The sequence below is a fragment of the Streptomyces hygroscopicus genome, from assembly GCF_026168105.1.
GTDB lineage: Bacteria > Actinomycetota > Actinomycetes > Streptomycetales > Streptomycetaceae > Streptomyces > Streptomyces hygroscopicus_D.
Genome location: NZ_LBMW01000005.1, coordinates 159,520 through 185,774, shown reverse-complemented (window position 1 = coordinate 185,774; position 26,255 = coordinate 159,520). Strand labels below are relative to the sequence as shown.

General features: G+C 68.1%; 23 protein-coding genes, 3 pseudogenes and 1 riboswitch. Of the genes and pseudogenes, 14 read left to right on the top strand and 12 right to left on the bottom strand.

Annotation, left to right across the window (positions count from 1 at the left end; all coding sequences use genetic code 11):
• Positions 1 to 23: 23 nt before the first annotated feature.
• The 3 genes from cydB to hisC all read right to left on the bottom strand — a co-directional run bounded on the left by cydB (position 24) and on the right by hisC (position 3,935).
• On the bottom strand, positions 24 to 1,031 hold the full coding sequence (gene cydB, locus AAW14_RS07915) for a cytochrome d ubiquinol oxidase subunit II (protein ID WP_265561339.1): 1,008 nt from the start codon (positions 1,029 to 1,031) through the stop codon (positions 24 to 26).
• Between the two features lie 20 nt (positions 1,032 to 1,051).
• Positions 1,052 to 2,560: a cytochrome ubiquinol oxidase subunit I gene (locus AAW14_RS07910; RefSeq protein WP_265561337.1), complete on the bottom strand. Its 1,509-nt coding sequence runs from the start codon at positions 2,558 to 2,560 to the stop codon at positions 1,052 to 1,054.
• 295 nt (positions 2,561 to 2,855) lie between these two features.
• Positions 2,856 to 3,935, bottom strand: a complete 1,080-nt coding sequence (gene hisC, locus AAW14_RS07905) for a histidinol-phosphate transaminase (protein WP_265561336.1) — start codon at positions 3,933 to 3,935, stop codon at positions 2,856 to 2,858.
• Between the two features lie 454 nt (positions 3,936 to 4,389).
• On the opposite strand from hisC, the gene AAW14_RS07900 reads away from it, so the two are divergent.
• The 5 genes and pseudogenes from AAW14_RS07900 to AAW14_RS07880 all read left to right on the top strand — a co-directional run.
• Complete coding sequence (locus tag AAW14_RS07900) at positions 4,390 to 5,502, top strand: LacI family DNA-binding transcriptional regulator (protein ID WP_265561334.1); 1,113 nt, start codon at positions 4,390 to 4,392, stop codon at positions 5,500 to 5,502.
• A gap of 244 nt (positions 5,503 to 5,746) precedes the next feature.
• Positions 5,747 to 6,847 carry a metallophosphoesterase gene (locus AAW14_RS07895; RefSeq protein WP_322741019.1) on the top strand — a complete coding sequence of 367 codons (1,101 nt, stop codon included), beginning with the start codon at positions 5,747 to 5,749 and terminating at the stop codon, positions 6,845 to 6,847.
• 194 nt (positions 6,848 to 7,041) lie between these two features.
• On the top strand, positions 7,042 to 7,908 hold the full coding sequence (locus AAW14_RS07890) for a hypothetical protein (RefSeq protein ID WP_265561330.1): 867 nt from the start codon (positions 7,042 to 7,044) through the stop codon (positions 7,906 to 7,908).
• 368 nt (positions 7,909 to 8,276) lie between these two features.
• Positions 8,277 to 9,098 carry a glycosyltransferase family 2 protein gene (locus AAW14_RS07885; RefSeq protein ID WP_265561328.1) on the top strand — a complete coding sequence of 274 codons (822 nt, stop codon included), beginning with the start codon at positions 8,277 to 8,279 and terminating at the stop codon, positions 9,096 to 9,098.
• A 39-nt stretch (positions 9,099 to 9,137) separates the two neighbouring features.
• Positions 9,138 to 9,673: pseudogene (locus AAW14_RS07880) on the top strand (AraC family transcriptional regulator); the annotation flags it as partial.
• A 172-nt stretch (positions 9,674 to 9,845) separates the two neighbouring features.
• Here the strand turns inward: AAW14_RS07880 and thiC are convergent.
• Positions 9,846 to 11,648 (bottom strand): phosphomethylpyrimidine synthase ThiC, encoded by a 1,803-nt coding sequence (thiC, locus tag AAW14_RS07875; RefSeq protein WP_265561326.1) that lies wholly within the window; start codon positions 11,646 to 11,648, stop codon positions 9,846 to 9,848.
• A riboswitch (TPP riboswitch) is annotated at positions 11,641 to 11,796 on the bottom strand. It overlaps the preceding gene by 8 nt.
• 71 nt (positions 11,797 to 11,867) lie before the next feature.
• On the opposite strand from thiC, the gene AAW14_RS07870 reads away from it, so the two are divergent.
• A complete protein-coding gene (locus AAW14_RS07870) occupies positions 11,868 to 13,313 on the top strand; it encodes a YibE/F family protein (protein WP_265561324.1) in 1,446 nt (481 codons plus the stop codon).
• A 145-nt stretch (positions 13,314 to 13,458) separates the two neighbouring features.
• On the opposite strand, the gene AAW14_RS07865 is transcribed toward AAW14_RS07870, so the two are convergent.
• The 4 genes from AAW14_RS07865 to AAW14_RS07850 all read right to left on the bottom strand — a co-directional run bounded on the left by AAW14_RS07865 (position 13,459) and on the right by AAW14_RS07850 (position 15,791).
• Positions 13,459 to 13,896: an SsgA family sporulation/cell division regulator gene (locus AAW14_RS07865; protein ID WP_265561322.1), complete on the bottom strand. Its 438-nt coding sequence runs from the start codon at positions 13,894 to 13,896 to the stop codon at positions 13,459 to 13,461.
• A gap of 100 nt (positions 13,897 to 13,996) precedes the next feature.
• Complete coding sequence (locus AAW14_RS07860) at positions 13,997 to 14,842, bottom strand: IclR family transcriptional regulator (RefSeq protein ID WP_416223266.1); 846 nt, start codon at positions 14,840 to 14,842, stop codon at positions 13,997 to 13,999.
• Positions 14,843 to 15,093: 251 nt separating this feature from the next.
• Positions 15,094 to 15,306 carry a DUF5326 family protein gene (locus tag AAW14_RS07855; protein WP_265561318.1) on the bottom strand — a complete coding sequence of 71 codons (213 nt, stop codon included), beginning with the start codon at positions 15,304 to 15,306 and terminating at the stop codon, positions 15,094 to 15,096.
• 167 nt (positions 15,307 to 15,473) lie between these two features.
• Positions 15,474 to 15,791 (bottom strand): cupin domain-containing protein, encoded by a 318-nt coding sequence (locus tag AAW14_RS07850; RefSeq protein WP_265561316.1) that lies wholly within the window; start codon positions 15,789 to 15,791, stop codon positions 15,474 to 15,476.
• A gap of 59 nt (positions 15,792 to 15,850) precedes the next feature.
• Between AAW14_RS07850 and AAW14_RS07845 the strand changes: the two genes are divergently transcribed.
• The 5 genes from AAW14_RS07845 (at position 15,851) to AAW14_RS07825 (ending at position 19,679) form a co-directional block, all read left to right on the top strand.
• The gene (locus AAW14_RS07845; RefSeq protein ID WP_265561314.1) at positions 15,851 to 16,231 is read left to right on the top strand and encodes a phage holin family protein; all 381 of its coding nucleotides are present in this window, start codon (positions 15,851 to 15,853) and stop codon (positions 16,229 to 16,231) included.
• Between the two features lie 8 nt (positions 16,232 to 16,239).
• Entirely contained in the window at positions 16,240 to 16,731 is a 492-nt protein-coding gene (locus AAW14_RS07840; protein ID WP_265561312.1) for a low molecular weight protein-tyrosine-phosphatase, read from the top strand.
• Complete coding sequence (locus AAW14_RS07835) at positions 16,728 to 17,882, top strand: cystathionine gamma-lyase (protein ID WP_265561310.1); 1,155 nt, start codon at positions 16,728 to 16,730, stop codon at positions 17,880 to 17,882. The genes AAW14_RS07840 and AAW14_RS07835 overlap by 4 nt, the downstream gene beginning before the upstream one ends.
• Positions 17,883 to 18,139: 257 nt before the next feature.
• A complete protein-coding gene (locus tag AAW14_RS07830; protein WP_265561308.1) occupies positions 18,140 to 19,045 on the top strand; it encodes a LysR family transcriptional regulator in 906 nt (301 codons plus the stop codon).
• A 151-nt stretch (positions 19,046 to 19,196) separates the two neighbouring features.
• Positions 19,197 to 19,679, top strand: coding sequence for an NUDIX domain-containing protein (locus AAW14_RS07825; protein ID WP_265561306.1), 483 nt, complete (start codon positions 19,197 to 19,199; stop codon positions 19,677 to 19,679).
• Between the two features lie 22 nt (positions 19,680 to 19,701).
• On the opposite strand, the gene AAW14_RS07820 is transcribed toward AAW14_RS07825, so the two are convergent.
• Both AAW14_RS07820 and AAW14_RS07815 read right to left on the bottom strand, forming a co-directional pair.
• A complete protein-coding gene (locus AAW14_RS07820) occupies positions 19,702 to 21,066 on the bottom strand; it encodes a globin domain-containing protein (RefSeq protein ID WP_265561304.1) in 1,365 nt (454 codons plus the stop codon).
• A 416-nt stretch (positions 21,067 to 21,482) separates the two neighbouring features.
• Positions 21,483 to 22,111 (bottom strand): annotated as a pseudogene (locus AAW14_RS07815) (HAD family hydrolase).
• Positions 22,112 to 22,330: 219 nt separating this feature from the next.
• On the opposite strand from AAW14_RS07815, the gene AAW14_RS07810 reads away from it, so the two are divergent.
• Complete coding sequence (locus tag AAW14_RS07810) at positions 22,331 to 23,197, top strand: GNAT family N-acetyltransferase (protein WP_265561303.1); 867 nt, start codon at positions 22,331 to 22,333, stop codon at positions 23,195 to 23,197.
• 76 nt (positions 23,198 to 23,273) lie between these two features.
• Here the strand turns inward: AAW14_RS07810 and AAW14_RS07805 are convergent, their stop codons facing one another.
• Complete coding sequence (locus tag AAW14_RS07805) at positions 23,274 to 24,482, bottom strand: MFS transporter (protein ID WP_265561300.1); 1,209 nt, start codon at positions 24,480 to 24,482, stop codon at positions 23,274 to 23,276.
• 142 nt (positions 24,483 to 24,624) lie between these two features.
• Here AAW14_RS07805 and AAW14_RS07800 point away from each other — a divergent pair, with 142 nt between their 5' ends.
• Positions 24,625 to 25,083, top strand: a complete 459-nt coding sequence (locus tag AAW14_RS07800) for a MarR family winged helix-turn-helix transcriptional regulator (RefSeq protein WP_265561298.1) — start codon at positions 24,625 to 24,627, stop codon at positions 25,081 to 25,083.
• Positions 25,084 to 25,119: 36 nt separating this feature from the next.
• Here AAW14_RS07800 and AAW14_RS07795 read toward each other — a convergent pair.
• Positions 25,120 to 25,653: pseudogene (locus AAW14_RS07795) on the bottom strand (IS630 family transposase); the annotation flags it as partial.
• A gap of 129 nt (positions 25,654 to 25,782) precedes the next feature.
• Between AAW14_RS07795 and AAW14_RS07790 the strand changes: the two are divergent.
• Positions 25,783 to 26,235 carry a GNAT family N-acetyltransferase gene (locus tag AAW14_RS07790; RefSeq protein WP_265561297.1) on the top strand — a complete coding sequence of 151 codons (453 nt, stop codon included), beginning with the start codon at positions 25,783 to 25,785 and terminating at the stop codon, positions 26,233 to 26,235.
• Positions 26,236 to 26,255: the final 20 nt, after the last annotated feature.

Below are 26,255 nucleotides of genomic sequence, written 5' to 3'. Positions count from 1 at the left end.
TGAAACACACCCACCGGTTGGAATCAGTGCGCCGCTTCAGTGGCGATGTGCTGGGTGCCGATGCGCTTGCGGAACACCCAGTACGTCCAGCCCTGGTAGAGCATGACGATCGGCGTCGCGACCCCGGCGCACCACGCCATGATCTTCAGGGTGTAGGGGCTCGACGAGGCGTTGCTGACCGTCAGGCTCCAGTCCGCGTTGAGCGTGGACGGCATGACGTTCGGGAACAGCGTCAGGAAGAGCATCGCGACCGCCGCCACGACGGTGATGCCGGAGAACGCGAACGACCAGCCCTCGCGCCCGGCCCGGTTCGCCACAAGCGCCGCGACGAGCGCGGCGACCGCAACGGTCATCGCGACCAGACTCCTGCCGTTGCCCCGGTCGATCTGCGCCCAGGCGAGGAAGAGCACCGCCAGAACAGCGGTCACCAGTCCGACCCACAGAGCCACCCTGCGCGCCCGCTCCCGGATCTCCCCCACGGTCTTGAGCGCCGTGAAAACCGCTCCGTGGAAGGTGAACAGCGTCAGCGTCACCAGACCGCCGAGAAGCGCGAACGGGTTGAACAGATCCCAGACGTCACCCACGTACTCGAAGTGCTGATCGATCTTCACGCCCCGCACGATGTTGCCGAAGGCGACACCCCACAGGAACGCGGGAATCAGTGAGGTCCAGAAGAGGGCGGTCTCCCAGTTCCGCTGCCAGCTCTCCTCCGGCCGCTTCACCCGGTACTCGAAGGCGACACCGCGCACGATCAGGGAGACCAGGATGACCAACAGCGGCAGGTAGAAACCGGAGAAGAGCGTGGCGTACCAGTCGGGGAACGCGGCGAAGGTTGCGCCACCCGCACTGAGCAGCCACACCTCGTTGCCGTCCCACACCGGACCGATCGTGTTGATCAGTACGCGCCGCTCGAGGCGGTCACGGGCCAGCAGCCGGGTGAGGATGCCGACCCCGAAGTCGAAGCCCTCCAGGAAGAAGTAGCCGATCCAGAGAACCGCGATGAGGACGAACCAGACGTCGTGAAGTTGCATGATGTGAGCGCTCCCTCGGCCTAGTACGAGAAGGCCATCGGCTTGTCGGCGTCATGGGAGTCGCCGCCGATCCTGGTGGGCGGGTTGAGATCGGACTCGCTGAGCTCGGGCGGTCCGGCCTTCACGTACTTCGCGAGCAGCTTGACCTCCACCACCGCGAGAATGGCGTAGAGCAAGGTGAACACGGTCATCGACGTGATGACCTCGCCCTGGGAGACACCGGGGGAGACCGCGTCACGGGTGCGCAGCACGCCATAGACGACCCATGGCTGACGGCCCATCTCGGTGAAGATCCAGCCCCAGGAGTTGGCGATGAGCGGGAAGGCCAGGGTCCAGATCGCGATGCGCCAGTACCACGTGGTGAGCGTCGGGCCGAGTGCCTTCTCCCTGAAGAGGACCAGGTGCGGCACCTCGTCCTCACCGACCCGCAGATGGTCCGGCAGCATGAACCTCTTGCGGGTCAGCCAGAGTCCGGCGAGGCCGATGGCGAAGGACGCCATACCGAAGCCGATCATCCAGCGGAAGCCCCAGAAGGTGACGGGGATGATGGGACGGTAGTCGCCGGGGCCGTACTTCTGCTGCTCGGCCTTGTTGGTGTCGTTGATGCCGGGGACGTAGGAGCTGAAGTCGTCGTCGGCCAGGAACGACAGCACCCCGGGGACGGAGAGTTCCACGGTGTTGTGGCCCTTGCTGACATCGCCGTACGCGAAGATCGAGAACGGGGCGGAGCTCTGACCGTCCCAGAGGGCCTCGGCAGCGGCCATCTTCATCGGCTGCTGCTTGAACATGACCTTGCCGAGCAGGTCACCGCTGACAGCGGTGAGCAGGCCGGCTATGACCACGGTGACCAGACCCAGCCTCAGCGAGGTCTTCATCACACGGATGTGCTTCTTGCGGAACAGGTGGTAGGCGGAGATGCCGACCATGAACGCGCCGCCCGTGAGGAAGGACGCGGTCAGGGTGTGGAAGGCCTGGGTGAGCGCGGTGTTCTGGGTCAGGACGTGCCAGAAGTCCGTGAGCTCGGCGCGCCCCTTCACCTTGTTGATCCGGTAGCCGACGGGATGCTGCATCCAGGAGTTGGCCGCGAGGATGAAGTACGCGGAGAGGATCGTGCCGATCGAGACCATCCAGATGCAGGCGAGATGGAGCCTCTTCGGCAGCTTGTCCCAGCCGAAGATCCACAGCCCGATGAAGGTGGACTCGAAGAAGAAGGCGATGAGGGCCTCGAATGCGAGCGGCGCACCGAAGACGTCGCCGACGAAGCGGGAGTAGGCGGACCAGTTCATGCCGAACTGGAACTCCTGGACGATGCCGGTGACGACGCCCATCGCGATATTGATCAGGAAAAGCTTGCCCCAGAACTTGGTGGCTCGGAGGTACTTCTCCTTCTCCGTCCGCACCCAGGCGGTCTGCAGGCCGGCCGTCAGGGCGGCCAGCGAGATCGTCAGCGGTACGAACAGGAAGTGATAGACGGTGGTGATGCCGAACTGCCATCGCGCCAGTGTCTCTGGCGCCAGAGCCAGGTTCACGTCGTCCCTCCTTACCTCACCGCGATCACAAGCGGCCGGTTCGGGCCGCTCGTCACGCGTATCGCCGGCACAATCCGGCGCGCTTGTGAACGCGTTCACATTCACAAGCAATTATGGCGCATAGGGGTTCGAGGCCGGATGGGCGGGGGGTCCTTAACAGGCCAGGCCCGGTCTCCAACAGGCCGGACCCCGTCTTCGACTCTTCGACGGGATGCGGAAGAGGCGGCGGCCCCGACCGGGAGTCCGGGGCCGCCGCCTCGCGAGCGCGCGGAACGAGCGCGTGGAACCTCCGGGGCTAGTCCTCCTTGCGGTAGCCCTCCGCCGCCTTGACGAAGATGTCGTTCGCCTCGGACTCGCCGATCGTCACGCGCACCCCTTCGCCCGGGAAGGGCCGCACGACCACGCCGGCACGCTCACAGGTCTCCGCGAAGTCCATCGTGCGCTCCCCCAGCCTCAGCCACACGAAATTCGCCTGGGTCTCCGGCACCGTCCAGCCCTGGGCGCGCAGTGTGTCGACCACACGGGTCCGCTCGCAGACCAGCGAGCCGACCCGGCCGAGCAACTCGTCCTCGGCGCGGAGCGAGGCGATGGCCGCCTCCTGCGCCAGCTGGCTCACCCCGAACGGCACCGCCGTCTTGCGCAGCGCCGAGGCCACCGGCTCATGGGCGATCGCAAAGCCGACCCGCAGCCCGGCGAGGCCGTACGCCTTGGAGAAGGTGCGCAGTACGCAGACGTTCGGCCGCCGGCGGTACATCTCGACTCCGTCGGGCACCCGCGCGTCGCGGATGAACTCCCGGTACGCCTCGTCCAGCACCACCAGCACGTCGTCGGGCACCCGGTCGAGGAAACGCTCCAGCTCGTCCCGGTGCACCACCGTGCCGGTCGGGTTGTTGGGGTTGCAGACGAAGATCAGCCGGGTCCGGTCGGTGATCGCGTCGGCCATCGCGTCCAGGTCGTGGACCTCGCCCGCGGTCAACGGAACCCGCACCGACGTCGCGCCACTGATCTGGGTGATGATCGGGTACGCCTCGAAGGACCGCCACGCATAGATCACCTCGTCACCCGGACCGCTCGTGGCCTGCAGCAGCTGCTGCGCGACACCGACCGAGCCCGTGCCGGTCGCAAGGTGGGCCTGGGGCACCCCGAAGCGCTCCGAGAGCTCTCTCATCAGCCCCGAGCACGCCATGTCCGGGTAACGGTTGAAGGAGCAGGCCGCCGCGGTCACGGTCTCCATCACGCCCGGCAGCGGCGGGTAGGGATTCTCGTTCGAGGAGAGCTTGTAGGCCACCGGGCCACCCGCCGCGGCGGGCTTGCCGGGCCTGTACGTGGGGATACCCTCCAGCACGGAACGCAGCCTCGGGCTTGTCTCGCTCACCGCAGTCCTCCTCGCGCACACCACGGCTCATGACGCCGCCGGCTTCCAATGCTTCTCACCTTATGAGGATTCGGCGCCGCTGCGAATGGGCTGTGGACAACCGCATCCGTCCCGGGGCGGCTCGCTGAACGAACGGGGGCGCTTCACCGTATGAAGCGGGGGTGCATCCCCGCTCGAAAGGCGCGCATATCAGGGGGCGCATCTCTCTTTGTCCCATGCGCCGGTAGCTCACGCCGTGGCGCGCATCCCTCGTGAAGGTGAGTTGAGACCTCTTCGAAATATGGGCACCTTGGCAGGCTCATGCGCGCCAACACGCCATCTATCACCGTTGGATCGCACAACTCCTTTGTCTTCTAAGGCATTTGATGACTCTTGACCTTGCAGAAACGTGCCTGTCAACGAGTGCATATGCGTCCGCGCTACCCCACCACATGAGCCCTACTATCGGCTCGCCATGACAGCAGCAGGGAAGCACCAGGTGAGCCGGGCGGAGACCTCCCGCCGAGGCAGCCGGCCGGGCCGGGCGGGCATCAGAGACGTGGCCGCCGCCGCCGGGGTCTCCATCACGACCGTCTCCGACGCCCTCAACGGCAAGGGCCGGCTGCCGGACGCCACCCGACGCCATGTCCGCGAGGTCGCCGACCGGCTGGGCTATCGCCCCTCCGCCGCGGCCCGCACCCTCCGTACCGGAAAGTCGGGCCTCATCGGCCTGACCGTGACGACATACGGGGATGAACCTTTCACCTTCACCGAGTTCGCGTACTTCGCGGAGATGGCCAGAGCAGCCACCTCGGCCGCGCTCGCCCGGGGCTATGCCCTGGTCATCCTGCCCGCGACCTCGCGCCACGACGTCTGGTCGAACGTCGCCCTGGACGGCACGGTCGTCATCGACCCCTCCGACCAGGACCCCGTGGTCAGCGAACTGGTCCGGCAGGGCTTACCCGTCGTCTCCGACGGTCGCCCGGCCGGTTCGCTCCCCGTCACCGCGTGGGTCGACAACGACCACGAGGCCGCGGTCCTCGGCATCCTCGACCACCTGGCGGAGGCAGGCGCGCGCCGGATCGGGCTGCTGACCGGCACCACCACCGACACGTACACGCACCTGTCCACGACCGCCTACCTGAACTGGTGCGAGCGCGTCGGACAGGACCCGGTCTACGAGGCGTACCCCGCCCACGACCCTTGCGCGGGAGCGGTCGCAGCCGACCGGCTGCTGGCCCGCCCCGACCGCCCCGACGCGGTCTACGGGCTCTTCGACCCGAACGGCACCGACCTGCTGGCGGCCGCACGCCGCTACGGACTGCGCGTCCCCGACGACCTGCTGCTCGTCTGCTGCAGCGAGTCCGCCGTGTACGCCAACACCGAGCCGCCCGTGACGACGCTCTCACTGAAGCCGCGCCGGATCGGCACGGCCGTGGTCCAGCTCCTCATCGACGCGATCGAGGGGGTGGAGTCGGAGCAGCCGGTCGAGCAGGTGATACCGACGGAGCTGATGGTGCGTACGTCGTCCGAGCGGCGCCCGCCCCGTACGACGGTCAGCCCGCCGCGGTCGCCCGAGCAGGGGTAGCCCGTCGGTGGCGCACGGGTGACACACGGGTTGCCCGCGGAAGGCACCCTGTCGGGCTCCCGGCAGGGAAAGGACCACCCAATTGGGGCGAAAGCCGCGGTGAACCGGGGTCTCGCCCCGATTCACCGCCCCTGGGTCATCACATGGCGCGATCCGCATTCCTATGATGGGCCCACGGCACCGCGGGCCGCTGCGACCAGGCAGTCCGAGTCGGTGCAGATGCGGCGCGATGGTGGAGGGGTCGATGACTCAGGGGGCCGGTCAGGGACAGGGACCCGAGGCGGAGCGGACGGCGACGTTGCGCGACTTCCGGGTGCCCGCGTACGTCCACGAGACCGGTCCGTACGCGCAGGGCACGCCGCCGGGCGAGGTCACCGCAGCCGCCACGGCGCCGGCTGGCCACCCCCAGGGGTATTCCGACGAATACACACCCACCGAGCGCGACCTCCCCGTCATCACCCGCAGTGACACGCTCCAGGTGGCCGTCGATCCCGCGACCGCACCCGCCCCGGAGCCCGCCGACGGCCCCGGCCCGCTGTTCGTCGTCGGAGACGTCCACGGCTATCTCGACCAGCTCGTGGCCGCCCTCCAGGAGAAGGGCCTCATCGACGCCCAGGGCCGCTGGTCCGCCGGCACGGCGCGGCTGTGGTTCCTGGGCGACTTCACCGACCGGGGTCCCGACGGCATCGGCGTGATCGACCTGGTGATGCGACTGTCCGCGGAGGCGGCCGCGGCCGGCGGTTACTGCAAGGCCCTCATGGGCAACCACGAACTGCTGCTACTCGGCGCCAAGCGGTTCGGCGACACGCCCGTCAGCTCCGGCGCGGGCACCGCCACCTTCCAGGCGGCCTGGCTGCTCAATGGCGGCCAGAAGACGGACATGGACCGCCTGCAGGACCACCACCTCCAGTGGATGGCCCGTCTGGACGCGGTCGAGGAGGTGGACGGACACCTTCTGGTCCACTCGGACACCACCGCCTACCTCGACTACGGCGACTCCATCGAAGCGGTCAACGACACCATCCGCGAGACGCTCACGCGCAACGACGCGGACGAGGTGTGGGACCTCTTCCGGAAGTTCACCAAGCGCTTCTCCTTCCGCGACGAGGGAGGCGCCGACGCCGTGCGGTCCCTGCTGGACACCTACGGCGGCAGTCGCATCGTCCACGGCCACAGCCCCATCCCGTACCTCCTGGGCGAGGTCGGCTCGGAGGACGACGAGGACGGCCCGGGTCCGGTTGTGGAGGGTCCCCACATCTACGCGGACGGGCTGGCGATCGCGATGGACGGCGGCGTGACCATGGCCGGAAAGCTGCTGGTCCAGCAACTCCCCTTGGCCGGCTGAGCGTTCATCGGCAGGGCATCCGCCCGGACTCAGACCCGTAGCGGGCCGCGCCGGGCGGGGGCAATTTCCGGAAACCCCCTGTCACCGCGCGCCGTCGCCGCTCTACCATCGGCTTATCCGTAGCAGGCTCCCCTCCGTTTCTGCCCGACGGCTCGTCAGCATGCCGAGCCCCAAGCCCTACGGAGCATCGGGGGATGCACATGAACAGCGTTCCGCAGCACCTGCTGAGCGAGGACCGCCAGGACTACGAGCGGATCCTCGATGAGGCGCTGCGCTCCGCACCACACCACCCGGATCTGGCCGCTGTGGGACAGCGGCTCAACCCCGAACAACTGCGCACCATGGCCTTGAACGCCACCGCCCTGATCACCGCGGCGGCAGCCACCGAGTACCACCACTACGTGAGGGTCCGCGAGGAACTGCGCCGGCCGGCGCCGGCCACCTCGTCCGTCCACGAGAGCACGCCCGGCGTCACGGAGCCGGACGTGGATGCCCAGGGGCTCGCCGCCACCGTGGGAGAGGCCGCCGCGAGCGCCGGAGCCGGTGCCGTCGCCGCTGTGCTCGCTCCCTTCCTGGCCGGTGCCGCCGCGGTGATCTTCCTGCTCGTGGGCTACATCCTCAAGATGGTCAACCCCGAGCAGCCCTTCGCCCGGACCCTTCTGATCACCGGGTGGGTCTTCGGCGCGGTGACTGCGGCGGCGATCCTGATCGCCGCGATCGGCCTTCTGCTCACCGCCCTGCGCAACAGCTCCTCCGGCCAGGAGGCGGGTGTCCGGGGCGAGTTGACGGCGGAGGTGACCCGGGCCAGGGAAGCCTGGCACGAGGCGCTGCTGGAGCGCGGCATCCTGCCGTTCCTTCGCGAGGCCCTCACGGACCCGGGCGCGGCCTCACTGAGCCGGAAGGCGCCGGAACCGACACCCAGCCGCATCCCGCAACTCGGCTACGACCGTCCAGGCTTCAGCAGTCCCGAGAGCGGCCCCGCCGCGGGGCCGCGTCCCAGCTTCAGCAGCCCGGACTTCACCAGCCCGGACTTCGGGGGACCGGAACACCAGCCGGAGTGAGAATCTCCTGCCGCCCGGCGCCGCCGCACCGTCCGCAGGCGACGGTGCCGGTGCATGCGGCGGGTGGCAGTGTCGGTGCCTGCGGCGAAGCGGACACCACGACCGGGAACAACGAACGCCGTCCGAGAAGTTGACATCTCGAGGCGGCGTTTGTCTCGCCTGGTTCACTGCAAGCCCACCGTTGGCCCTGATCCGCGAACCGTCACCCCGCATGACGACATCGCCAGGACGGTTTCGGGTGCCGCCCCGACGTCGTGGCGGAAACACCTCGGGCCGCAACTCCCCTACGCGCTCAGTATCGTTACCGGCGAAGATCGTTCTCCGCCTACGCTCCCTGTTCGCACGACGGACATGGGAAAAGGAATCGAATGTTCACCTTCGTCATACCCGCTTACAACGAAGAGGCCACTGTGGCGACGATCGTCGAGCAGGCATGTGCCGCCGCACAGGCCGGCGACCGCGTCGTGGTCGTCGACAGCGCTTCGACCGACGGCACCGCGAGGGAGGCGGCAAAGGCAGGGGCAGAGGTCCTGCACGGGCCGCGCGGCAAGGGAGCGGCCATGAACGCCGCTCTCGCGGAGGTCCGGGCCGAGTGGGTCTGCTTTCTCGACGCCGACCTCGTCTCTTCGAAGAACGACGTGCCGGCCATGCTTCGCGACGCTGCGGCGTCGGGCACGGCCGACCATGTGGTCGGCGACTACGAATACGACTACCCCGGGACGATACTGAGTTCCACGTTCACCATCTACGAGCCCCTGACAGCCGCGCTCTTTCCGGAAGTCGGATTCCTCGGCGCCAATTCCCTGACGGGATATCGGGCGATCAGGACGTCACGCATCCGGAAACCGCTGCCGCCCCACTTCGGTGTGGAGGCCTTCCTCAACATCTCCACGGCCCTGGACGGCGGCACGGCGAGCGTCTGTCACCTGGGCATCATCGAGAGCCGTTTCCGCTACAACGGAGGCAGCATGGCTCACGAGATCGGCGGGACGATCCTCGACATGGCCGTCGCACACGGCCGGCTGAAGCCGGAGGACCGGCCCGCATGGAACCGCTGGCTCGACGATGGTGTCCGAGCCATTGCCCCGCACAAGGCGGACAGCGGGCGATCAGCGACCTTGGCACGCCTGTTCACCGCAGCCCGCCGACCAATGCCGCTGTCGCAGCCGCGCCGGGCCCAATCGGCCTGAGCCGACGGCAGGCAGACCCTGTTGCCCGCGGCTGCGACAGCGGCATTGGCACGGATCGCGATGACGTCGGAGTACCACTTCCGGCGGCTCTTCTCGACCCTGGCAGGGATGCCACTGTCGGAGTACATGCGTCGCAGGCGGCTGACTGTTGCGGAGCGGGAAGTGCTGGCCGGTGACCGGACGCTGCTGGAGATCGCGATGCGCTACGGCTACTCATCGGGGAGGCGTTCGCGCGGGCGTTTCGCGCCATGCACGGCATCGGTCCCAGCGAGGCCAGGCGCACCGGTGCGGTCCTGTGCTCACAACCCCGGATGTCCTTCCGCCTGACCATCGAAGGGAAGAGCACCACGCGGTACAGCCTCACCCTCCCTGCGGGCACATGGGTCGTCTTCGAGAACACCGGCCCCTATCCTCAGGCCCTCCAGAACCTCTCGCGGGGCGTGGCCACGGAATGGTTCCCGTCCAACCCGTATGCGAGCCGGCCGGGGCCGGAGATCCTGCGTACGCGGCCGTCGCAGGACGGTAGGGAGTTGGACACTCAGCTGTGGATCCCGGTGGAACGGACCCCGGTCTGACGGGAATGCGCCCCAAGGTCCAGTGCCGGCCGTACCCCGCCCGGTACTGGACCGCCGGGAGGCACCGAGCGCCTCGGCAGCACCGCGCCGCGGTATGACCGAGGCAAGGCGCTGCCCGAGACAGCCTCAGCGGCATCCCGGGCTCAGCGCCCTGCATGACCGCGACCGCGCGTCAGTCAGCGATGGGCAGGTACACCCTGTTCCCGCCGTCCGCGAACTCCTTGGACTTCTGGAGCATCCCCTCAGCGACCTCCTCCGGCGACGCCCCCTCAGCCGCGCCACCACCGAACCGCTCTGTGATGCTTTGGCTGATCTTCATCGAGCAGAACTTCGGCCCGCACATCGAGCAGAAGTGGGCCGTCTTGGCCGGCTCCGCCGGGAGCGTCTCGTCGTGGAACTCACGAGCCGTGTCCGGGTCGAGGGCCAGGTTGAACTGGTCCTCCCAGCGGAACTCGAAGCGTGCGTCGGAGAGCGCGTCGTCCCACTCCTGCGCACCCGGATGGCCCTTGGCCAGGTCGGCCGCGTGGGCGGCGATCTTGTAGGTGATGACACCGGTCTTGACGTCGTCACGGTTGGGCAGGCCCAGGTGCTCCTTGGGCGTGACGTAGCACAGCATGGCCGTGCCCCACCAGGCGATCATCGCGGCGCCGATGCCGGAGGTGATGTGGTCGTACGCCGGCGCGATGTCGGTGGTCAGAGGCCCGAGCGTATAGAAAGGAGCTTCATCGCAGACCTCCTGCTGAAGGTCGATGTTCTCCTTGATCTTGTGCATCGGGACATGCCCCGGGCCCTCGATCATCGTCTGTACGTTGAAGCGCCTGGCGATCCGGTTGAGTTCACCGAGCGTGCGCAGCTCCGCGAACTGCGCCTCGTCGTTGGCATCAGCGATCGAGCCGGGCCGCAGACCGTCCCCCAGCGAGTATGTGACGTCGTACGCCGCGAGGATTTCGCACAGTTCCTCGAAGTTCTCGTAGAGGAACGACTCCTTGTGGTGGGCGAGGCACCAGGCCGCCATGATCGAACCGCCCCGCGACACGATGCCGGTCTTGCGGTTCGCGGTCAGCGGCACATACGGCAGACGCACGCCCGCGTGCACCGTCATGTAGTCCACGCCCTGCTCGGCCTGCTCGATGACCGTGTCCTTGTAGATCTCCCAGGTCAGCTCCTCGGCCTTCCCGTCGACCTTCTCGAGGGCCTGGTAGAGCGGCACCGTGCCGATCGGCACGGGTGAGTTGCGCAGCACCCACTCGCGCGTTGTGTGGATGTTGCGGCCGGTGGACAGATCCATGACCGTGTCGGCGCCCCAGCGGGTCGCCCAGGTCATCTTCTCCACCTCCTCCTCGATCGAGGAGGTCACCGCGGAGTTGCCGATGTTGGCGTTGACCTTCACCAGGAACCGCTTGCCGATGATCATCGGCTCGATCTCCGGGTGGTTGACGTTGGCCGGGAGAACGGCGCGACCCGCCGCGATCTCCTCTCGTACGGCCTCCGCGGAGACGTTCTCCCGAACCGCCACGAACTCCATCTCGGGCGTGATCTCGCCGCGTCGTGCGTAGGCGAGCTGCGTGACCGCCTTGCCGTCCCGGCTGCGACGCGGCTGACGCGGCCGCCCCGGGAACACCGCGTCGAGGTTGCGCAGTCCGCCACGCGGCGAGGTGTGCTTGATCCCGTCGTCCTCGGGGCGGACAGGACGGCCGGTGTACTCCTCGGTGTCGCCGCGAGCGATGATCCAGTTCTCCCGCAGCGGCGCCAGGCCCCTACGGACGTCGGTCTCGATGAGCGGATCGGTGTACGGGCCGGAGGTGTCGTACAGCGCGACCGACTGCCCGTTGGTGAGATGCACCTGACGGACCGGCACCCGCAGGTCGGGGCGCGAACCCCCGACATACGCCTTGTGCCAGCCGATGGACTTTCCGGCCTCCTGGGACTGTTCGCCCTGGACGGAGGCAGGCGTGCGTGCGTCCTTCATGGTCATGAGACCTACTCCCTACGCCGGCATTACCCGGTAACAGGTTCAGCGGTCGACGCAGCGGCTTCCGCCGGCGATGTTCCACGTGAAACATCGCGCCTGCGGAGGTCAGCGCCCTCTCAGCCCGGTGCTCCGAGCTCCCGCGTGTGCAAAGGTCCTCCCACGCTAGCGCCCAATGTGGCCCACTGAACAGTGGTCCTCGCCCGTTCTTGCAATGATGCGGCGGTGACCGCAACGCAGGATCCACCTCCGTACCCGCCCTCCGAGCCACCTCATCGCCGTGGCACGGGCAGCCGACACGGCCATGGCCCCGGAGGCGGCCACGGTCCCGGAGACACGCACGAAGACCTCAGTGGAGACCGTGGTCATGGGTCCGGCGGCGGACACGGCCACTCCCACAGTCACGGCCCCGCGGCCCCGGTGTCGCGGCACCTTCGCAAGGTCATCGCGGCGATCCTCATTCCGTTCACCGCGGCGGTCGTGGTGGGTCTGGTGGTGCTGTGGCCCGGCGGTGTTCCTTCTCACAAGCGCACCGGAGTCGGCTTCGACCGACAGACCCAGCAGGCCACGGTCACCAGGGTCGTGGAGGTGGACTGCAAGTCCGTGAACGCCTCGAGTGAGACCCCGACCGGCGACACCTCCACCGCCGAGGGCTCCTCGGCCCAGCAGCAGTCGGCCGGCACCTGCAAGAAGGCGACGGTCCGCGTCGACACCGGCAAGGACAAGGGCCGCACATTCACGGAGATAGTCCAGCCGGACCAGTCACGCCAGTTGCATGAGGGCGAGAAGGTCGTGGCCGCGTACGAGCCCTCCGCCCCCAAGGACCTGCAGTATTCGGTGACCGATGTGAACCGCAAGTTCCCCATGGCGCTGCTCGCCGGGATCTTCGCCGTCGCCGTGGTGGTCGTGGGCCGGATACGCGGTGTCATGGCGCTCGTCGCGCTGGCCGTCAGCTTTCTGCTGTTGAACCTCTTCGTTCTGCCCGCGATTCTGCAGGGCTCGAATCCGCTGCTCGTGGCCGTGGTCGGTTCAAGTGCGATCATGCTGATCGCCCTCTACATGTGCCACGGCCTCTCGGCTCGTACCTCCGTAGCGGTGCTCGGCACGCTCATCTCGCTGTCGCTGATCGGTGTCCTGGGCTCACAGTTCATCGGCTGGGCCGCGCTGACGGGCAACACGGACGACAACACCGGTCTGATCCACGGCCTGTACCCGCACATCGACATGAGCGGTCTGCTGCTTGCCGGAGTCATCATCGGTTCGCTGGGCGTTCTCGACGATGTGACGGTGACGCAGACATCGGCAGTCTGGGAGCTGCACGAGGCGAACCCGACGATGGGCTGGCGCGGCCTGTACCGCGCGGGCATCCGCATCGGACGGGACCACATCGCCTCGGTCGTCAACACGCTGGTCCTCGCGTACGCGGGCGCCGCCCTCCCCCTGCTGCTGCTCTTCTCGATCGCGCAGAGCAGTGTCGCCGCGGTCGCCGACAGCGAGCTGGTGGCCGAGGAGATCGTACGCACCCTCGTCGGTTCGATCGGTCTGGTCGCCTCGGTACCGGTGACCACGGCCCTCGCCGCCCTCGTGGTGGCGGCAGACCGTCCGGCCCCGGCGGCCGCGCCGGCCGCGGCACCGGGCCGCGGGGGGAAGGGGCGCCGCCGCAAGCGCTGAGCCGCGCCGGTCCAGGGGAGATGCCACGCAGAAGCGTTACGGCGCTCTGCCGCGCCTCAACGCCTCGACATTCCCGAGGAACCGTTACGGCACCCACCGCGCCCCCGCACTCCCGCGAGGAACCGTTACAGCGCCGCCTACGGCCTCAGCCCGCACTCTGCTCCTCGGCCAGGATCCGGTCCAGCGCCTCGTCCAGATGAGCGTCGAAGTCTGCGAGGGAGCCCTCCTGCCCGAGCGGCACCAGCTTGTCGGTGCGGTCCAGAAACGCCACGAGCGGCACCGCTCCCGACCGGAACAGCGCCCGGTCTCCGCCCACCTGAAGCCGGATCAGCACATCACCGAAGGTGTCCGACTCGGCGGGCGCGATGTGCACGTCCCCGTCCCCGCACGGCCGGCCCACGCCGTCGACCAGGAGCTCACGCCCGAATGCCCAGGTCACGGGCGCATCGCCAGGCAGGTGGAAAGTCAGCCGCACGGCATAGGGATCGCAGGTCTCGTAGCACAGCTCCACCGGAATACGAAACGAGAGCTCCTCCGACACGAGAAAGCTCATCATGACCTCTGCCTGTACCGACTCGCGCATCGCCTACCCCGTCAGTAGCCGTCGACTGGCCAGGAATGATCCCCCTGACACCTGCTGGAAGTTTGCTGAACGTACACGACAGATCACAAGGAGTGAGTTTTCAGATGCTGATAGAGATGGCGAGTGTCCCTAGCAGCCTGCCGATCTCGGCCTGCAACTGATGTGCCGCCGGCAGCAGCCGGTCGGCCTGGTGGGACGGAAGGGAGATGGCCATCGTCGCGGCCGTCACCCCGGCCATCAGGGGAATCGCCGCACAAACCGTCCCCAGCGCGTACTCCTGGCGCTCGACGACCGGTTCCATCCGCCCCAGCCGGTCCAGCCGCCGCAGAAACGCTTGTTCGTCACGAACCGTGTACGGGGTGATGGACTGCACGGGATAGCGGTGCAGGTGGTCCCGGCGGGCCTCCTCGTCGAGCTGCGACAGCAGGCACTGGCCGACCGCGTGGGCATGCCCCGTCTCCCGGAAATCCGCCCACTCCTCGACTGCCGGGCTGCCCGGGCTGTCGGCAACGCTGAGGACCTCGATCTCACCCTCGCGGTAGACCGCGTAGTACACGGGAGCACCGATCGCATCACGCCATTGTGCGAGCGCGTCGTTCACCATGCTGCGACGTTTCTGCTGGGCTGCGCTGCCGCTGAGCCGCTCAGCCGCCTCTCCGAGGAAGAACAGGCCCTTCTCGCGGCGCAGGTAACCCTCATGGGTCAGAGTGCGCAACAGGTGGTACGCGGTGGGGAGCGCCAGGCCGACCTCGCGGGCCAGTTGTTTGGCGGGCGCCCCGTACTCATGGTCGGCGACGGCTTCCAGCAGCCGCATCGCCCGCTGCACGGATCCGATGAGCGTGGTGGACTGCTGCTGCACGGGCGGGAAATGCGCTTCCGCCGGTGATGAACGTCGCTGTGCGGGTGGGGCGGGTGAGTCTGCGGGTGCGGTGCCAACCGTGGCCAAAGGTCACTCCCGGAGCGCGAGGTGGGCCTCCCGTGCGAGGACACAGGAGGGGATGCGCCGCGCGCGGGGCCTGCCGCGCGCCGAGTTCCGGACTCTAACGGTCCGCCATGGCCCGCCGACGGCTTCACCGGGAAAACTTCCCTCGCCCGAGGGAACCTCGGTTTGCTGTTACCTGCCCGCCCGTTACGACTCTCTGCCCGGCCACGCCCGTCGCGTGGCGCGCCCCGCCGCCCTACCCGCTCCGAAACGGCTCACCAGTCGCTGCGTGACGTCGAGCTCGACATGAACTTCCGTACGACGTAGATGAGTCCGCCGACCAGCGCGACGAAGAGCAGCACCTTGAAGAGCAGCCCGATCACGAACCCGATGACGGTCGCGATCACGCTCCCGAAGACAACCAGGGCGATGACCGGCACCGCGACCCACTTCACCCACCACGGCAAACCCGTGAAGATCTCTCGCATCGCCCTTGTCCTTGTCTCTCCGCCCGTCGCCCCGCATACCGTCGGGGCTGTGCTTCCGGGTCCTTCGATGTCCTGCCTTCGATGCTAGGACCGCCAAGGGCCGAAGAAGAGAGCTCGCACCCCTTGTCCGCCCCTGATCGTCCCCCTAGGGAACCCCGAGACGGGCCTCAGCTCTCGGGCGGAGAGAACACCACCAGAACCCTCAGGTCCTCGGTGATGTGGTGGAACTTATGGGCGACCCCGGCGGGCACGTACACAACACTGCCGCGCCCGACCTGGGTGGTCTCCGTGCCCACGGTGATCGAGGCGCGCCCGCTGACGACGAAGTACACCTCGTCCTGCTGGTGCGGCTTCTGCGGGTCCAGATCGCCGGCGTCGAGCGCGTACAGGCCGACCGACATGTTCCGCTCCCGCAGGAACTGCAGGTAGGCACCTTCGTTGGCGGCACGTTCCGCCTCCAGTTCGTCCAGCCGGAATGCCTTCATCGCACTTGTCCGCCCTCGCTCGGTACTCGACTCCGATCCCATCTGCCACGATCAGACACATGAAGAATTTCGTAGTCAAGACGATCGCCAACGCCGGGGCTCTCGCCGTCGCCGTCTGGCTGCTCGACAAGATCACCCTGACAGGTACCAGCACCGGCAAGAAGATCGGCACGCTGATCGTCGTAGCGCTCCTCTTCGGTCTGGTGAACTTCCTGGTCAAGCCGATCGTGAAGGTGCTGACCTTCCCGCTGTTCATCCTGACGCTCGGCCTGATAACCCTGGTCGTCAACGCCCTGATGCTGCTGCTGACCTCCTGGCTGGCAGGCAAGCTGAATCTGAGCTTCCATGTCGAGGGCTTCTGGACCGCCGTCCTGGGCGGCCTGATCATCTCGATCGTCTCCTGGGCGCTGCACATCGTGCTCCCCGACGAAAAGGACTGATGCGCTCCATGACCTATCGCGTCTGCTTCGTCTGCACCGGCAACATCTGCCGCTCCCCGATGGCCGAGTCCGTCTTCCGGGCTCGGGTGGCGGAGGCTGGTCTCGGGGGCCTGGTGGAGGTCGACAGCGCGGGCACGGGCGACTGGCACGAGGGAGACGGCGCCGATCCGCGCACGGTCGCCGTGCTGGAGGGCAACGACTACGACAGCGGTCACGTCGCTCGCCAGTTCCAGCCCTCCTGGTTCTCCCGCCTCGACCTCGTGATCGCCCTCGACTCCGGCCATCTCAAGGTCCTGCGCCGTCTGGCACCCACCCCGGAGGACGCGGCGAAGGTCCGCCTCCTGCGCTCGTACGACCCGGCCGCCGACGACGACCTCGACGTACCGGACCCGTATTACGGGGGGATGGACGGATTCGTGGCGTGCCTTGGGATGGTGGAGGCGGCGAGCCAGGGCCTGCTCGCCGCGGTACGAGAGCATGTGGAGGGACAGGCAGCATGACATCCGGGGATTCCGACCCATCCGGCCCGGGAATGGGCGACGGCACACGTGCGGTGCGGGCGGGGCTGCCCGAGCCCGTCAAGTACGAGCCGACCCTGCCGGGTCCTGTCTTCGCGGCGCACTTCCATCTGCCCGGGGAGCCGACCGGCCCGTACGCCTACGGGCGTGACGAGAACCCCACCTGGACCCATCTGGAGCGTGCCATCGGCGAGCTGGAGGCGCCCGGCGAGGAGGGTGTCGAAACGCTTGCCTTCGCCTCCGGCATGGCCGCGATCTCGGCCGTCCTCTTCTCCCAGCTGCGCGCCGGTGACACCGTGGTGCTGCCCTCGGACGGCTATCAGGTGCTGCCGCTGGTGCGCGAACAGCTGACCGGGTACGGCATCCATGTGCGCACCGCGCCGACCGGCGACGACGCCCAGCTCGACGTCCTGGACGGCGCGAAGCTGCTGTGGATCGAGACCCCCTCCAATCCCGGGCTCGACGTCTGCAACGTGCGGCGGCTGGTCGGCGCGGCGCGTGCGCAGGGCACCCTCGTCGCCGTCGACAACACGCTCGCGACCCCGCTCGGCCAGCGGCCCCTCGAGCTGGGCGCCGACTTCTCCGTGGCCAGTGGCACCAAGATGCTCACCGGGCACGGGGACCTGCTGCTCGGATACGTGGTGTCCCGGAGCGCCGCCCTGATGGCCTCCGTACGACGCTGGCGCAAGATCGTCGGCGCGATCCCGGGTCCCATGGAGGCCTGGCTCGCACACCGCTCGTTGGCCACGCTCCAGCTGCGCGCCGACCGGCAGACCGCCAACGCGCTCTCGGTCGCCGAGGCGTTGCACGGCCGCCCCGAGGTGACCGGGCTGCGCTATCCGGGTCTGCCCGACGATCCCTCGCAGAAGGTCGCCGCGCAGCAGATGCGGCGTTTCGGGTGCGTGGTGTCCTTCACGTTGCCCACACGCGCACGTGCCGAGCGCTTTCTGGGCGCGCTGCACATCGTTGACGACGCGACGAGTTTCGGAGGCGTCCGGTCCACCGCCGAGCGGCGTGGACGCTGGGGCGGTGACGCGGTGCCCGAGGGCTTCATCCGGTTCTCTGCCGGTGCCGAGGACCCCGAGGACCTTGTGGCCGATGTGCTGCGTGCGCTGGACGAGTCGGCTCGGTGACCATGCCTCGAGCGATGGTCCGCGACCTCGGCTACGTACGGCCGGGGGAGGGGGCTCGCCGGAGGGGTTCCGCTACGTACAACGGACGGTCCGAACCTCCCCCCTCGTGGCTCGGACCGTCCCGGTTCCGCGCGCGAAGAACCGCGCGAACAAGGCTAGTTGACTCTGTGTCAGTGTCCAATCACGGTAGCGACAGAGACCTATCGACTTATTTATAGTTGAGCGCGGTCGGGGGTGCTGGGAGGGGAGGAAGCGCCATGGATTTGGCCCTGCTGCGCACCTTCGTAACCGTGCACCGGGCCGGTTCCTTCACCCGCGCCGCGGCACTGCTCGGTCTCTCGCAGCCGGCGGTCACCTCGCAGATTCGCACCCTGGAACGGCAACTGGGACGCCCCCTCTTCCTGCGCCAGGCCCGCGGTGTGACCCCCACGACCATCGGCGACGAACTGGCGCACAAGGCCGCGCCCCATCTCGACGCCCTCGTCGAGATCGCCGAAACCGGTCTCGACGAGCAGTCGTCAGTGCGTACCCTTCATCTCGCCGGGCCACCGGAGTTCACCGCGGAGCGCGCCCTGCCCGCGCTCGCGGAGCTGACCGACGACGACGGCCAGGTGCTCGCCCTTCGCGCCTCCTTCGGGAACGCGGACGAGACCCTGGAGGGGCTTGCCGCCGGACACCACGACCTGGCGATCACCACGGCCCGGCCCCGGGGCCCCTTGCTCACGGCGACTCCCCTGTGCGACGAGGAGCACGTGCTGGTCGCGGCCCCCCGCTGGGTCTCCCGCATCGGCCCCGGCAAGTTGCGCCGCAAGGGCGCACACGCGCTGGAGAACCTTCCGGTGGTGGAGGTGCACGAGTCGCTGCCCTTTGTGTCCCGCTACTGGGCCTCCGTCTTCGATTCCTGTCCGGCCGCCTCCGGCACCGTCATCGTCCCCGACCTGCGCGCGGTGCTCGCCTGCGCCGTCACAGGCGCCGGACTGGCCGTGCTGCCTCGCTACCTCTGCGCCTCCGCACTGGAGCATGGGGACGTGGTGGCCCTGCACGAACCGGCGGTGCCTCCGCTGCGGACCTACTTCCTGGTGGTGCGCACCGGCACTCTGGCCATGCCGCACATCGCACGGGCTCACGAGTGGCTGCTGCGGACGGCGGCCCGCTGGGGCTGACCGCACTGTGCCGGCGCCACGGTCGGCCGATACCGGCGTCAGCCCTTCGTTCCATGGCCCGCCAGGGGATCCACCCGGAGTTCACCCGGGGTTCGGGTCCGTGTGGGGCGCGCGATGTTTCACGTGGAACAGGCTGGGCCACATTTCACCCATGACCGTTCGCCCCGTGGTCAAGCGCACCGCCCGCGCCATCCTGCTCGATGGTGACGACCTGATTCTGATCAAGCGGACCAAGCCCGGCGTCGATCCCTACTGGGTCACACCGGGGGGCGGAGTCGAGCCGTCGGACACGACCGTCGTGGACGCGCTCCACCGTGAAGTGCACGAGGAACTCGGCGCCAAGATCATCGATGTGGTGCCCTGCTTCGTGGACACGGTCGAGCACATCGGCGAGGACGGCGGCGCGACCGGTGTGAAGGTCCAGCACTTCTTCGTCTGCCGTCTGGAGTCCATGGACGAGCGCCTGCGACACGGCCCGGAGGTCGAGGAGCCCGCCGGCGAGTACGAGATCGTACGGGTGCCCTTCACCCGGGTCGGTATCGCCTCCGTGCACCTGGTGCCCCTGTCGCTGCGGCACTACCTGGACGGGAACATCGAGGGCGTACGAGCCATGCACGCGCCCGACCTGGGCTGACGTCCCGACACAAGGCGTTCTCCTACGGAACTCGGGCCTCGGCCGTGATCAGTTCCTCCACCGAATCATGGCGGATCCGCTCCGACGGGATACCAATGTCCCTCAGTGCGTCCACACCGCTGCGGATCATGCCGGGGGGACCCGAAAGGTACGCGTCGTACTCGTTCCACGGCCCGTACTCGCGCACGGCATCCGGAAGCTGGAGGTGCGCCTGTGCGTCGACGACCGGGCGGACCGAAAGCCAGGGGTGGCTCTGCTGAAGCCGCAGCATGGTGTCGATGTCGTACAGGTCGTGCCCGGTGCGGGCGCCGTAGAAGACCTCGACGGGACGCCGCTGACCGTACTCGGCGACGTCCTCGACCAGGGCCTTGATGGGCGCGATGCCGGTGCCGCCGCCGAGACAGAGCAGTCCGCAGTTGGTCGTGTGGTCCACGGTCATCGTGCCGACCGGCGGACCGAGGCGGATGATGTCACCGGGACGGGCCCGGTGGACCAGCGCGTTGGAGACCCAGCCCGCCGGGACCGCTTTCACATGAAACGAGAGCAGGCCGTCGGAGCGCGGCGCCGAGGCGAAGGAGTAGTGCCGCCACACCCGTGGCCACCACGGGGTCTCCACGCTCGTGTACTGCCCGGCGAGGAACGGGTACGGCTGGTCCGGACGGACCGTGATCACCGCGATGTCCGGGGTGCGAAGGTCGTGCGAGACGACCTCGGCGTACCACCAGGCCGGGGCGAGCAACTCGTCCGCAGCCGCCGCGTCGATCATCACCTGGGAGATCGTCGTGTACGCACGCACCCAGGCGGCTTCCGTCTCCTCGCTCCAGATCGCCGAGGCGTACCTGCTCAACGCGCCGATCAGGCACTCACCGACGGCCGGGTAGTGCTCGGGCCGGGTCCCGTACTTGCGGTGCCCACGGCCGAGGTTCTGCAGATAGGCGACGAGGACCTCGGTGTTGTCGAGGTGCTCGGCGGCGGTCAGGAGCGCTCTGAGCAGCCGGTCCCGCTGAGTGTCCATCGCGGCGGGGAACAGGGGCCGCAGTTCGGGATGGCGCACGAAGAGAAGCGCATAGAAGTACGAGGTGACCTTGTCCGCGACCGGTCCGATCTCGACCATGGTCCGCCGGATCAGCACGGCATCGGGGGAGGCGGCGGAGGGACGTTCCGTCGGGGCGGCCGTTCCCGAGGTCCCAGCTATTCGCGGCTGCTCTGTGGCGTTCCCGGGCGTCGGACTGCCGACGGGACCTGTCGCTGCCGGGTGGCCACCATCGGGCGTCTCCTGCTCTTCGCTCGTGGGCGTCTCGGGCAACTGACGGGGAGTGAACCAGCCGCCACCGCCGCTGCCGCCGGACGTGCCGTTGTCGGCCGACATGGTGGTCGGAGCGTCCATGGTGTGCCTCGCCTCGAACATCTTTCGGTGGTCTGCGCACTTCCCAGGTCGGAGGGTGCCTGTTTCCCCCGCCGACGACCTTGCTTTCCCCCGTTGTGTCCCTACCCGCCAATGCGGCCACATTCAATCCGGAATCTTGCCGCGTACGGACAAGTAATACGAGAGTGTGACATTGGCCGCAGTGGTCGCACCGCAGCATCTCACCTTGGGCCCACACTCGGCCGCGGAACAGAGAATGCGTGTCTTCGATCTCTCCGTCCCATTAGGCTGCACCGGCCTCCGCTCGCGCCTTGCGGGACGTGCGCACACCACACCGGACGCGAACCGGACTCGACCATACCGGTCGCCGTTCCGCAGACAAGTACCCCCTTGCCCCCGGACGCAGGAACAGGCGGGCGAACCATCAATTCCCTCAATTACCGGGCGCCGCATACCAATTCATAGGCATCCCACAGATCCCGTCCGACATAGGAGTGGGTGGCACGGCCCACCAGATGACGGTCCCCATTGACCGCGACGGATACCGGTACGGCGTCGAACAGGTCCTTGTCCGACAGCGAATCCCCATAGGCGACACAGTCCGCGCGCCGTACGCCGAACTCCGCGCACAGCTGGTCCGCGATCCACACCTTGGCTGCGGCGTTGAGTATCCCCGTGAGGTCCACCGCTTCCCTGAAGGGCAGGGCGGAAAACGCGAGCCGAATGCCGCATGTGCGCCCCACTGCGTCAGCCGCTCCACGAAGAAGGAGGGCGACAGGGAGATGACGGCACAATAGTCACTGTTCTCATGGATCTCCGCCCATACCTCCTCGATACGGGACAACCAGGGAGCCGCTGCGAACGCCGCCGCCACATGTGCTTCTGTGAGCCCCGCCCACAGGGCGTGCACCTGTACCGCGTACTCCGGGGGGCCGATGCGCCCGGTCGCGGCTGCCCGGTCCAGTGCCACCGTTTCGGCCTCCAGGCCCAGTTGCCGAGAGATCTCCACGGGGGCGGACGTCCCATGCAACAGTGTGCCGTCGAGGTCGAAGAGATGAAGCCTCACCGTGGGCGAGGAGGCTAGCGGCCGGCTTCCGTCGGGCCCGGCACTCCTGGACCGCGACTGTTCATCTGCTCGACGCCGACCGATCGTGATCGGGTCGTCGCCGTTTCACGTGAAACATCTGTCCTCGTACTGTGCAAGGGGGTGGGCATGGCCAAAAGCGTGTGCGTTCGATCCCAAACCGGTAGACGCCAATGGCACATGTCAGACAGCCTGACCTGCGTGTCGACACCTGCCCTCGCTGCGCTGCCCATCCGCCGTCTGACGCATCGCGATCTACTCGCCTGCGCCGACTTGTCCGAGGATCGCGGCTGGCCCCGCGAGGAACACAAGTGGGGGCTGCTCCTCGCCGCCGGCACCGGTTACGGCATCGACGACCCCCAGGGCGGTCTCGTCGCCGCCTGTGTCGTGACCGAGTACGGATCCCGGTACCGGCCGGATCTGTGCGGCATCGGCATGGTTCTGGTGGCCGAGCGGCATGCCGGCCAGGGTGTCGGCCGTCGGCTGATGCGTCATGTGGTGGCGGGGGCCGGCACCAGCCCGCTCACCCTCTATGCAACCCCCTACGGACGTCCCCTCTACGAAGAACTGGGCTTCAAGGTCACTGGCACCTCCGAGATGGTGAGCGGGCATTTCACAGCCGACGGCCCGTCGTCCGCCGTCAACACCCGCCCGGCCAACGGGGAAGACCTCGCCACACTCGTCCGGCTCGATGAGGAGGTCTTCGGGGCGGACCGCACCCATCTGATCACGCGGCTTCCCGCCTTCGCCGACCAGTTGCGCGTCGCCGAGGAGAACGGACGGATCACCGGGTACGCGGCCGCCTGGCCCAACATGGACACTCATGTGATGGGCCCGCTCATCGCCCGCGACACGGAAACGGCGCAAGCCCTGGTGGCATCCCTCGCCGCCCATACCGACCGGCCGCTGCGCACCGACGTCGATGTACGGCACGAGCACCTGCTGACCTGGCTCAAGGAGCGCGGACTGGTCTCCGTCGGCTTCAACGCGGTCATGACGTACGGCATCCCCGATCTGCCCGGCGACTGGACTCGGCGCTTCGCTCCTCTGACAGTGGCGGCAGGCTGACCTCACAGGGCACGGCACGCGTGCCGCCTGGCTGTAGGGAGCGGGCGTGTGCCGTGTCGGTAAGGGAAGGCCCCGCTCAGTGGTGCAAGGCTGTGCGTGTCTCGCCGGACGAGGCACCCACTACGACCGAGCTGGAGCCCGTCTCCCGGCGCTCCAGCGCAGCCGAGAGGAACGCAAGCAGCAACGCGGAGAGGGCAAGGAAGGCGCCGACCCAGTTGGGGGCGGTGTAGCCGAGGCCGCGGGCGATGACGAGGCCGCCGAGCCAGGCCGAGAGGGCATTGCCGAGGTTGAAGGCGCCGATGTTCGCCGCCGAGGCGAGGGTCGGAGCCCCGTGTGCGTGGTCCAGGACCCGCTTCTGCAGCGGAGGGACGGTCGCGAACCCGAGGGCGCCGATCAGCACGATGGTGGGCGCTGCAAGGACCTTGCTGTGAGCGGTCACGGTGAACAGCGCCAGTACTAGGGCAAGGCCGCCGAGCGAAACGTACAGCATCGGCATCAGCGCGCGGTCGGCATACCGGCCGCCGATGAGATTGCCGCCGACCATCCCAAGACCGAAAAGGACCAGAAGCCAGGTGACCGAGCCGTCGGCGAAGCCGGAGACACGGGTCATCATGGGCGCGATGTAGGTGATGGCCGCGAACACTCCGCCGAAGCCGAGGACGGTCATCGCCATGGCGAGCAGTACTTGGCCGTTCTTGAAGGCGGCCAGTTCGTGGCGGAGATGCACGCCCTCGGCCTTGGGCAGGTCGGGCACGAGCCTCGCGACGCCGAGCAGCCCCACCACGCCCAGAGCGGCGACGACGGCGAAGGTGACCCGCCAGCCCGCGGACTGCCCGATGAGCGTGCCGAGCGGGACGCCGACGACGTTGGCCACCGTCAGGCCGCTGAACATCATGGAGATGGCGCCGGCCTTCTTCTCCGGGGCGACGAGCTCGGCGGCGACCACCGAGCCGATGCCGAAGAACGCGCCATGGGCCAGGGAGGCCACCACCCGGCCCAACAGCATCAGCCCGAAGACCGGGGCAACGGCCGAGAGCAGGTTGCCCAGGACGAACAGGCCCATCAGGAGCATCAGCATGCGCTTGCGGGGGACCTTGGTCCCGAGCGCGGTCATGATCGGGGCCCCGACCATCACACCCAGGGCATAGCCGGTCACGAGCAGGCCGGCGGTCGGAATGGAGACCCCGAAGTCACCCGCCACCTCGGGCAACACACCCATGATCACGAATTCGGTGGTCCCGATTCCAAAGGCCCCGATCGCGAGGGCCAAGAGCGCGAGAGGCATGGAGGTACACCTTCCCAGAACGATTGCATGAGCACTATGCCTTCACTAACAATAATTGCAGACGCGTCATATATGCAACCGCAGGATATTGCCGTGGTGCCCTATCCTGAGAGTGAGCCGCTCCGGGACGGAGGAAAACGCCATGACAGCGACGGACCCCGCGCTCACCGCCCTTGCGCAGGGCTGGTGTGCTCTCTCCCTGTTGCACGGGAGGATCGAGGCTGCCATCGAGCGCGCCCTGCAGACCCGGCACGGCCTGAGCGTGCGGGAGTACTCCCTGCTCGACGTCCTCAGCCGGCAGCACGACGGCGTCGGCGGTCACCTCCAGATGAAGCAGGTCGCCGACGCGGTGGTACTCAGCCAGAGCGCCACGACCCGGCTGGTCACCCGACTCGAGGACCGCGGCCTTCTCTCGCGCTACCTCTGCCCCACCGACCGCCGCGGCATCTACACCAACGTCACCGAGGCCGGCCTCGCACTCCTCGAAGAGGCCCGTCCCACCAATGACGCCGCCCTGCGTGAGGCACTCGACGAAGCAGCGAAGAACCCCGAGCTGGCCCCCCTGGTCCGCGTGGTGGAGTCACTGAACATTCCTGCCTAGTGTCATGGTCCGGAGATTCTTGAGCAGTAGCGGCAGATAGCGGGGATGGGCGAGCAGCCACTTGTGCACCACGGGCGCCTTGTGGGTGGAGAGGTTGTCGCAGATGACGTGGACCGCCAGGCCAGGGTGGTCTGGCGGTCGATCTCGTCCAGGAAGTCACGGAAGTCCACCGCCCGGTGCTGCGCGGACAGCTTCCCCGTAGCGGTGTTCAGCGCGGCGAACAGATCCACCGTGCCGTGCCGGACGTAATCGAAACTGCGCCGCTCAGGTGTCCCGGGCACCATGGGCAGCACCGGCGCGGTCCGCTCAAGGGCTTGGATCTGCGGCTTCTCGTCCACCGCGAACACAGCCGCGTTCGCAGGCCGCGCCAGATACAAGCCCACCACAATCACGGATCTTGTCGACCAGCAGCAAATCCGGGGAGATCTTGAAGTCCTCGGTCCGCCACGGCTGCAGCCCAAAAGCCCGCCAAATGCGGTGCACGCCGGTCGGGGAGAACCCCACCCGCTTCGCCAGCTCCCGCTTCGACCAGTGCGTGGCCCCCTCGGGCGTCTGCTCCAGCGTGCACACGGCATCAGACAACACGAGCGGGTTCAACCGCGGTCCAGCCATCCCGCCATCGGACCGCAGAACTCAAGGCCAGGACACTAGAAGTGCGCCCCTTCTCCCGGGTCGCGCGGGCCCCATAGGGTGCCGAGCATGGGAGATCTTGAGATACGCCCCGCCGTCGCGGACGACGTCCCGGCGATCGTCGCCATGCTCGCCGATGATCCGCTGGGCGCCCAGCGTGAGTCACCGGACGATCTGACGCCGTACCTGAACGCCCTGGAGCGGCTCAGCAGCGATCCGAATCAGCACCTCATGGCCGCCGTGCGCGACGGGCGTGTCGTCGGCACGCTCCAGCTCACGATCATCCCGGGGCTTTCCCGAAAGGGCGCGGCCCGCTCGCTCATCGAAGCCGTCCGCATCCACGCCGACGAGCGCGGCGGTGGCCTTGGCACACAACTCATCGAGTGGGCAATCGAGGAATCCCGCCGCCAGGACTGCCAGTTGGTCCAACTGACCTCCGACGCCACCCGCACGGACGCCCACCGCTTCTACGAACGTCTGGGGTTCGAAGCCTCGCACGTGGGTTTCAAACGGCTGCTCTGACACCCCTTTCGAGAGCCGAG

Bases quoted from the DNA above. Each gene is read 5' to 3' on its own strand.
- AAW14_RS07850 (WP_265561316.1), bottom strand. From the start codon at position 15,791: ATGAAGGCATTCCGGCTGGACGAACTGGAGGCGGAACGTGCCGCCAAC.
- AAW14_RS07820 (WP_265561304.1), bottom strand. From the start codon at position 21,066: ATGGACGCTCCGACCACCATGTCGGCCGACAACGGCACGTCCGGCGGC.
- AAW14_RS07855 (WP_265561318.1), bottom strand. From the start codon at position 15,306: ATGCGAGAGATCTTCACGGGTTTGCCGTGGTGGGTGAAGTGGGTCGCG.
- AAW14_RS07800 (WP_265561298.1), top strand. From the start codon at position 24,625: ATGACAGCGACGGACCCCGCGCTCACCGCCCTTGCGCAGGGCTGGTGT.
- AAW14_RS07885 (WP_265561328.1), top strand. From the start codon at position 8,277: ATGTTCACCTTCGTCATACCCGCTTACAACGAAGAGGCCACTGTGGCG.
- cydB (WP_265561339.1), bottom strand. From the start codon at position 1,031: ATGCAACTTCACGACGTCTGGTTCGTCCTCATCGCGGTTCTCTGGATC.
- AAW14_RS07865 (WP_265561322.1), bottom strand. From the start codon at position 13,896: ATGCGCGAGTCGGTACAGGCAGAGGTCATGATGAGCTTTCTCGTGTCG.
- AAW14_RS07805 (WP_265561300.1), bottom strand. From the start codon at position 24,482: ATGCCTCTCGCGCTCTTGGCCCTCGCGATCGGGGCCTTTGGAATCGGG.
- AAW14_RS07890 (WP_265561330.1), top strand. From the start codon at position 7,042: ATGCACATGAACAGCGTTCCGCAGCACCTGCTGAGCGAGGACCGCCAG.
- AAW14_RS07825 (WP_265561306.1), top strand. From the start codon at position 19,197: ATGACCGTTCGCCCCGTGGTCAAGCGCACCGCCCGCGCCATCCTGCTC.
- AAW14_RS07845 (WP_265561314.1), top strand. From the start codon at position 15,851: ATGAAGAATTTCGTAGTCAAGACGATCGCCAACGCCGGGGCTCTCGCC.
- AAW14_RS07840 (WP_265561312.1), top strand. From the start codon at position 16,240: ATGACCTATCGCGTCTGCTTCGTCTGCACCGGCAACATCTGCCGCTCC.
- AAW14_RS07830 (WP_265561308.1), top strand. From the start codon at position 18,140: ATGGATTTGGCCCTGCTGCGCACCTTCGTAACCGTGCACCGGGCCGGT.
- AAW14_RS07790 (WP_265561297.1), top strand. From the start codon at position 25,783: ATGGGAGATCTTGAGATACGCCCCGCCGTCGCGGACGACGTCCCGGCG.
- AAW14_RS07900 (WP_265561334.1), top strand. From the start codon at position 4,390: ATGACAGCAGCAGGGAAGCACCAGGTGAGCCGGGCGGAGACCTCCCGC.
- AAW14_RS07895 (WP_322741019.1), top strand. From the start codon at position 5,747: ATGACTCAGGGGGCCGGTCAGGGACAGGGACCCGAGGCGGAGCGGACG.
- AAW14_RS07835 (WP_265561310.1), top strand. From the start codon at position 16,728: ATGACATCCGGGGATTCCGACCCATCCGGCCCGGGAATGGGCGACGGC.
- thiC (WP_265561326.1), bottom strand. From the start codon at position 11,648: ATGACCATGAAGGACGCACGCACGCCTGCCTCCGTCCAGGGCGAACAG.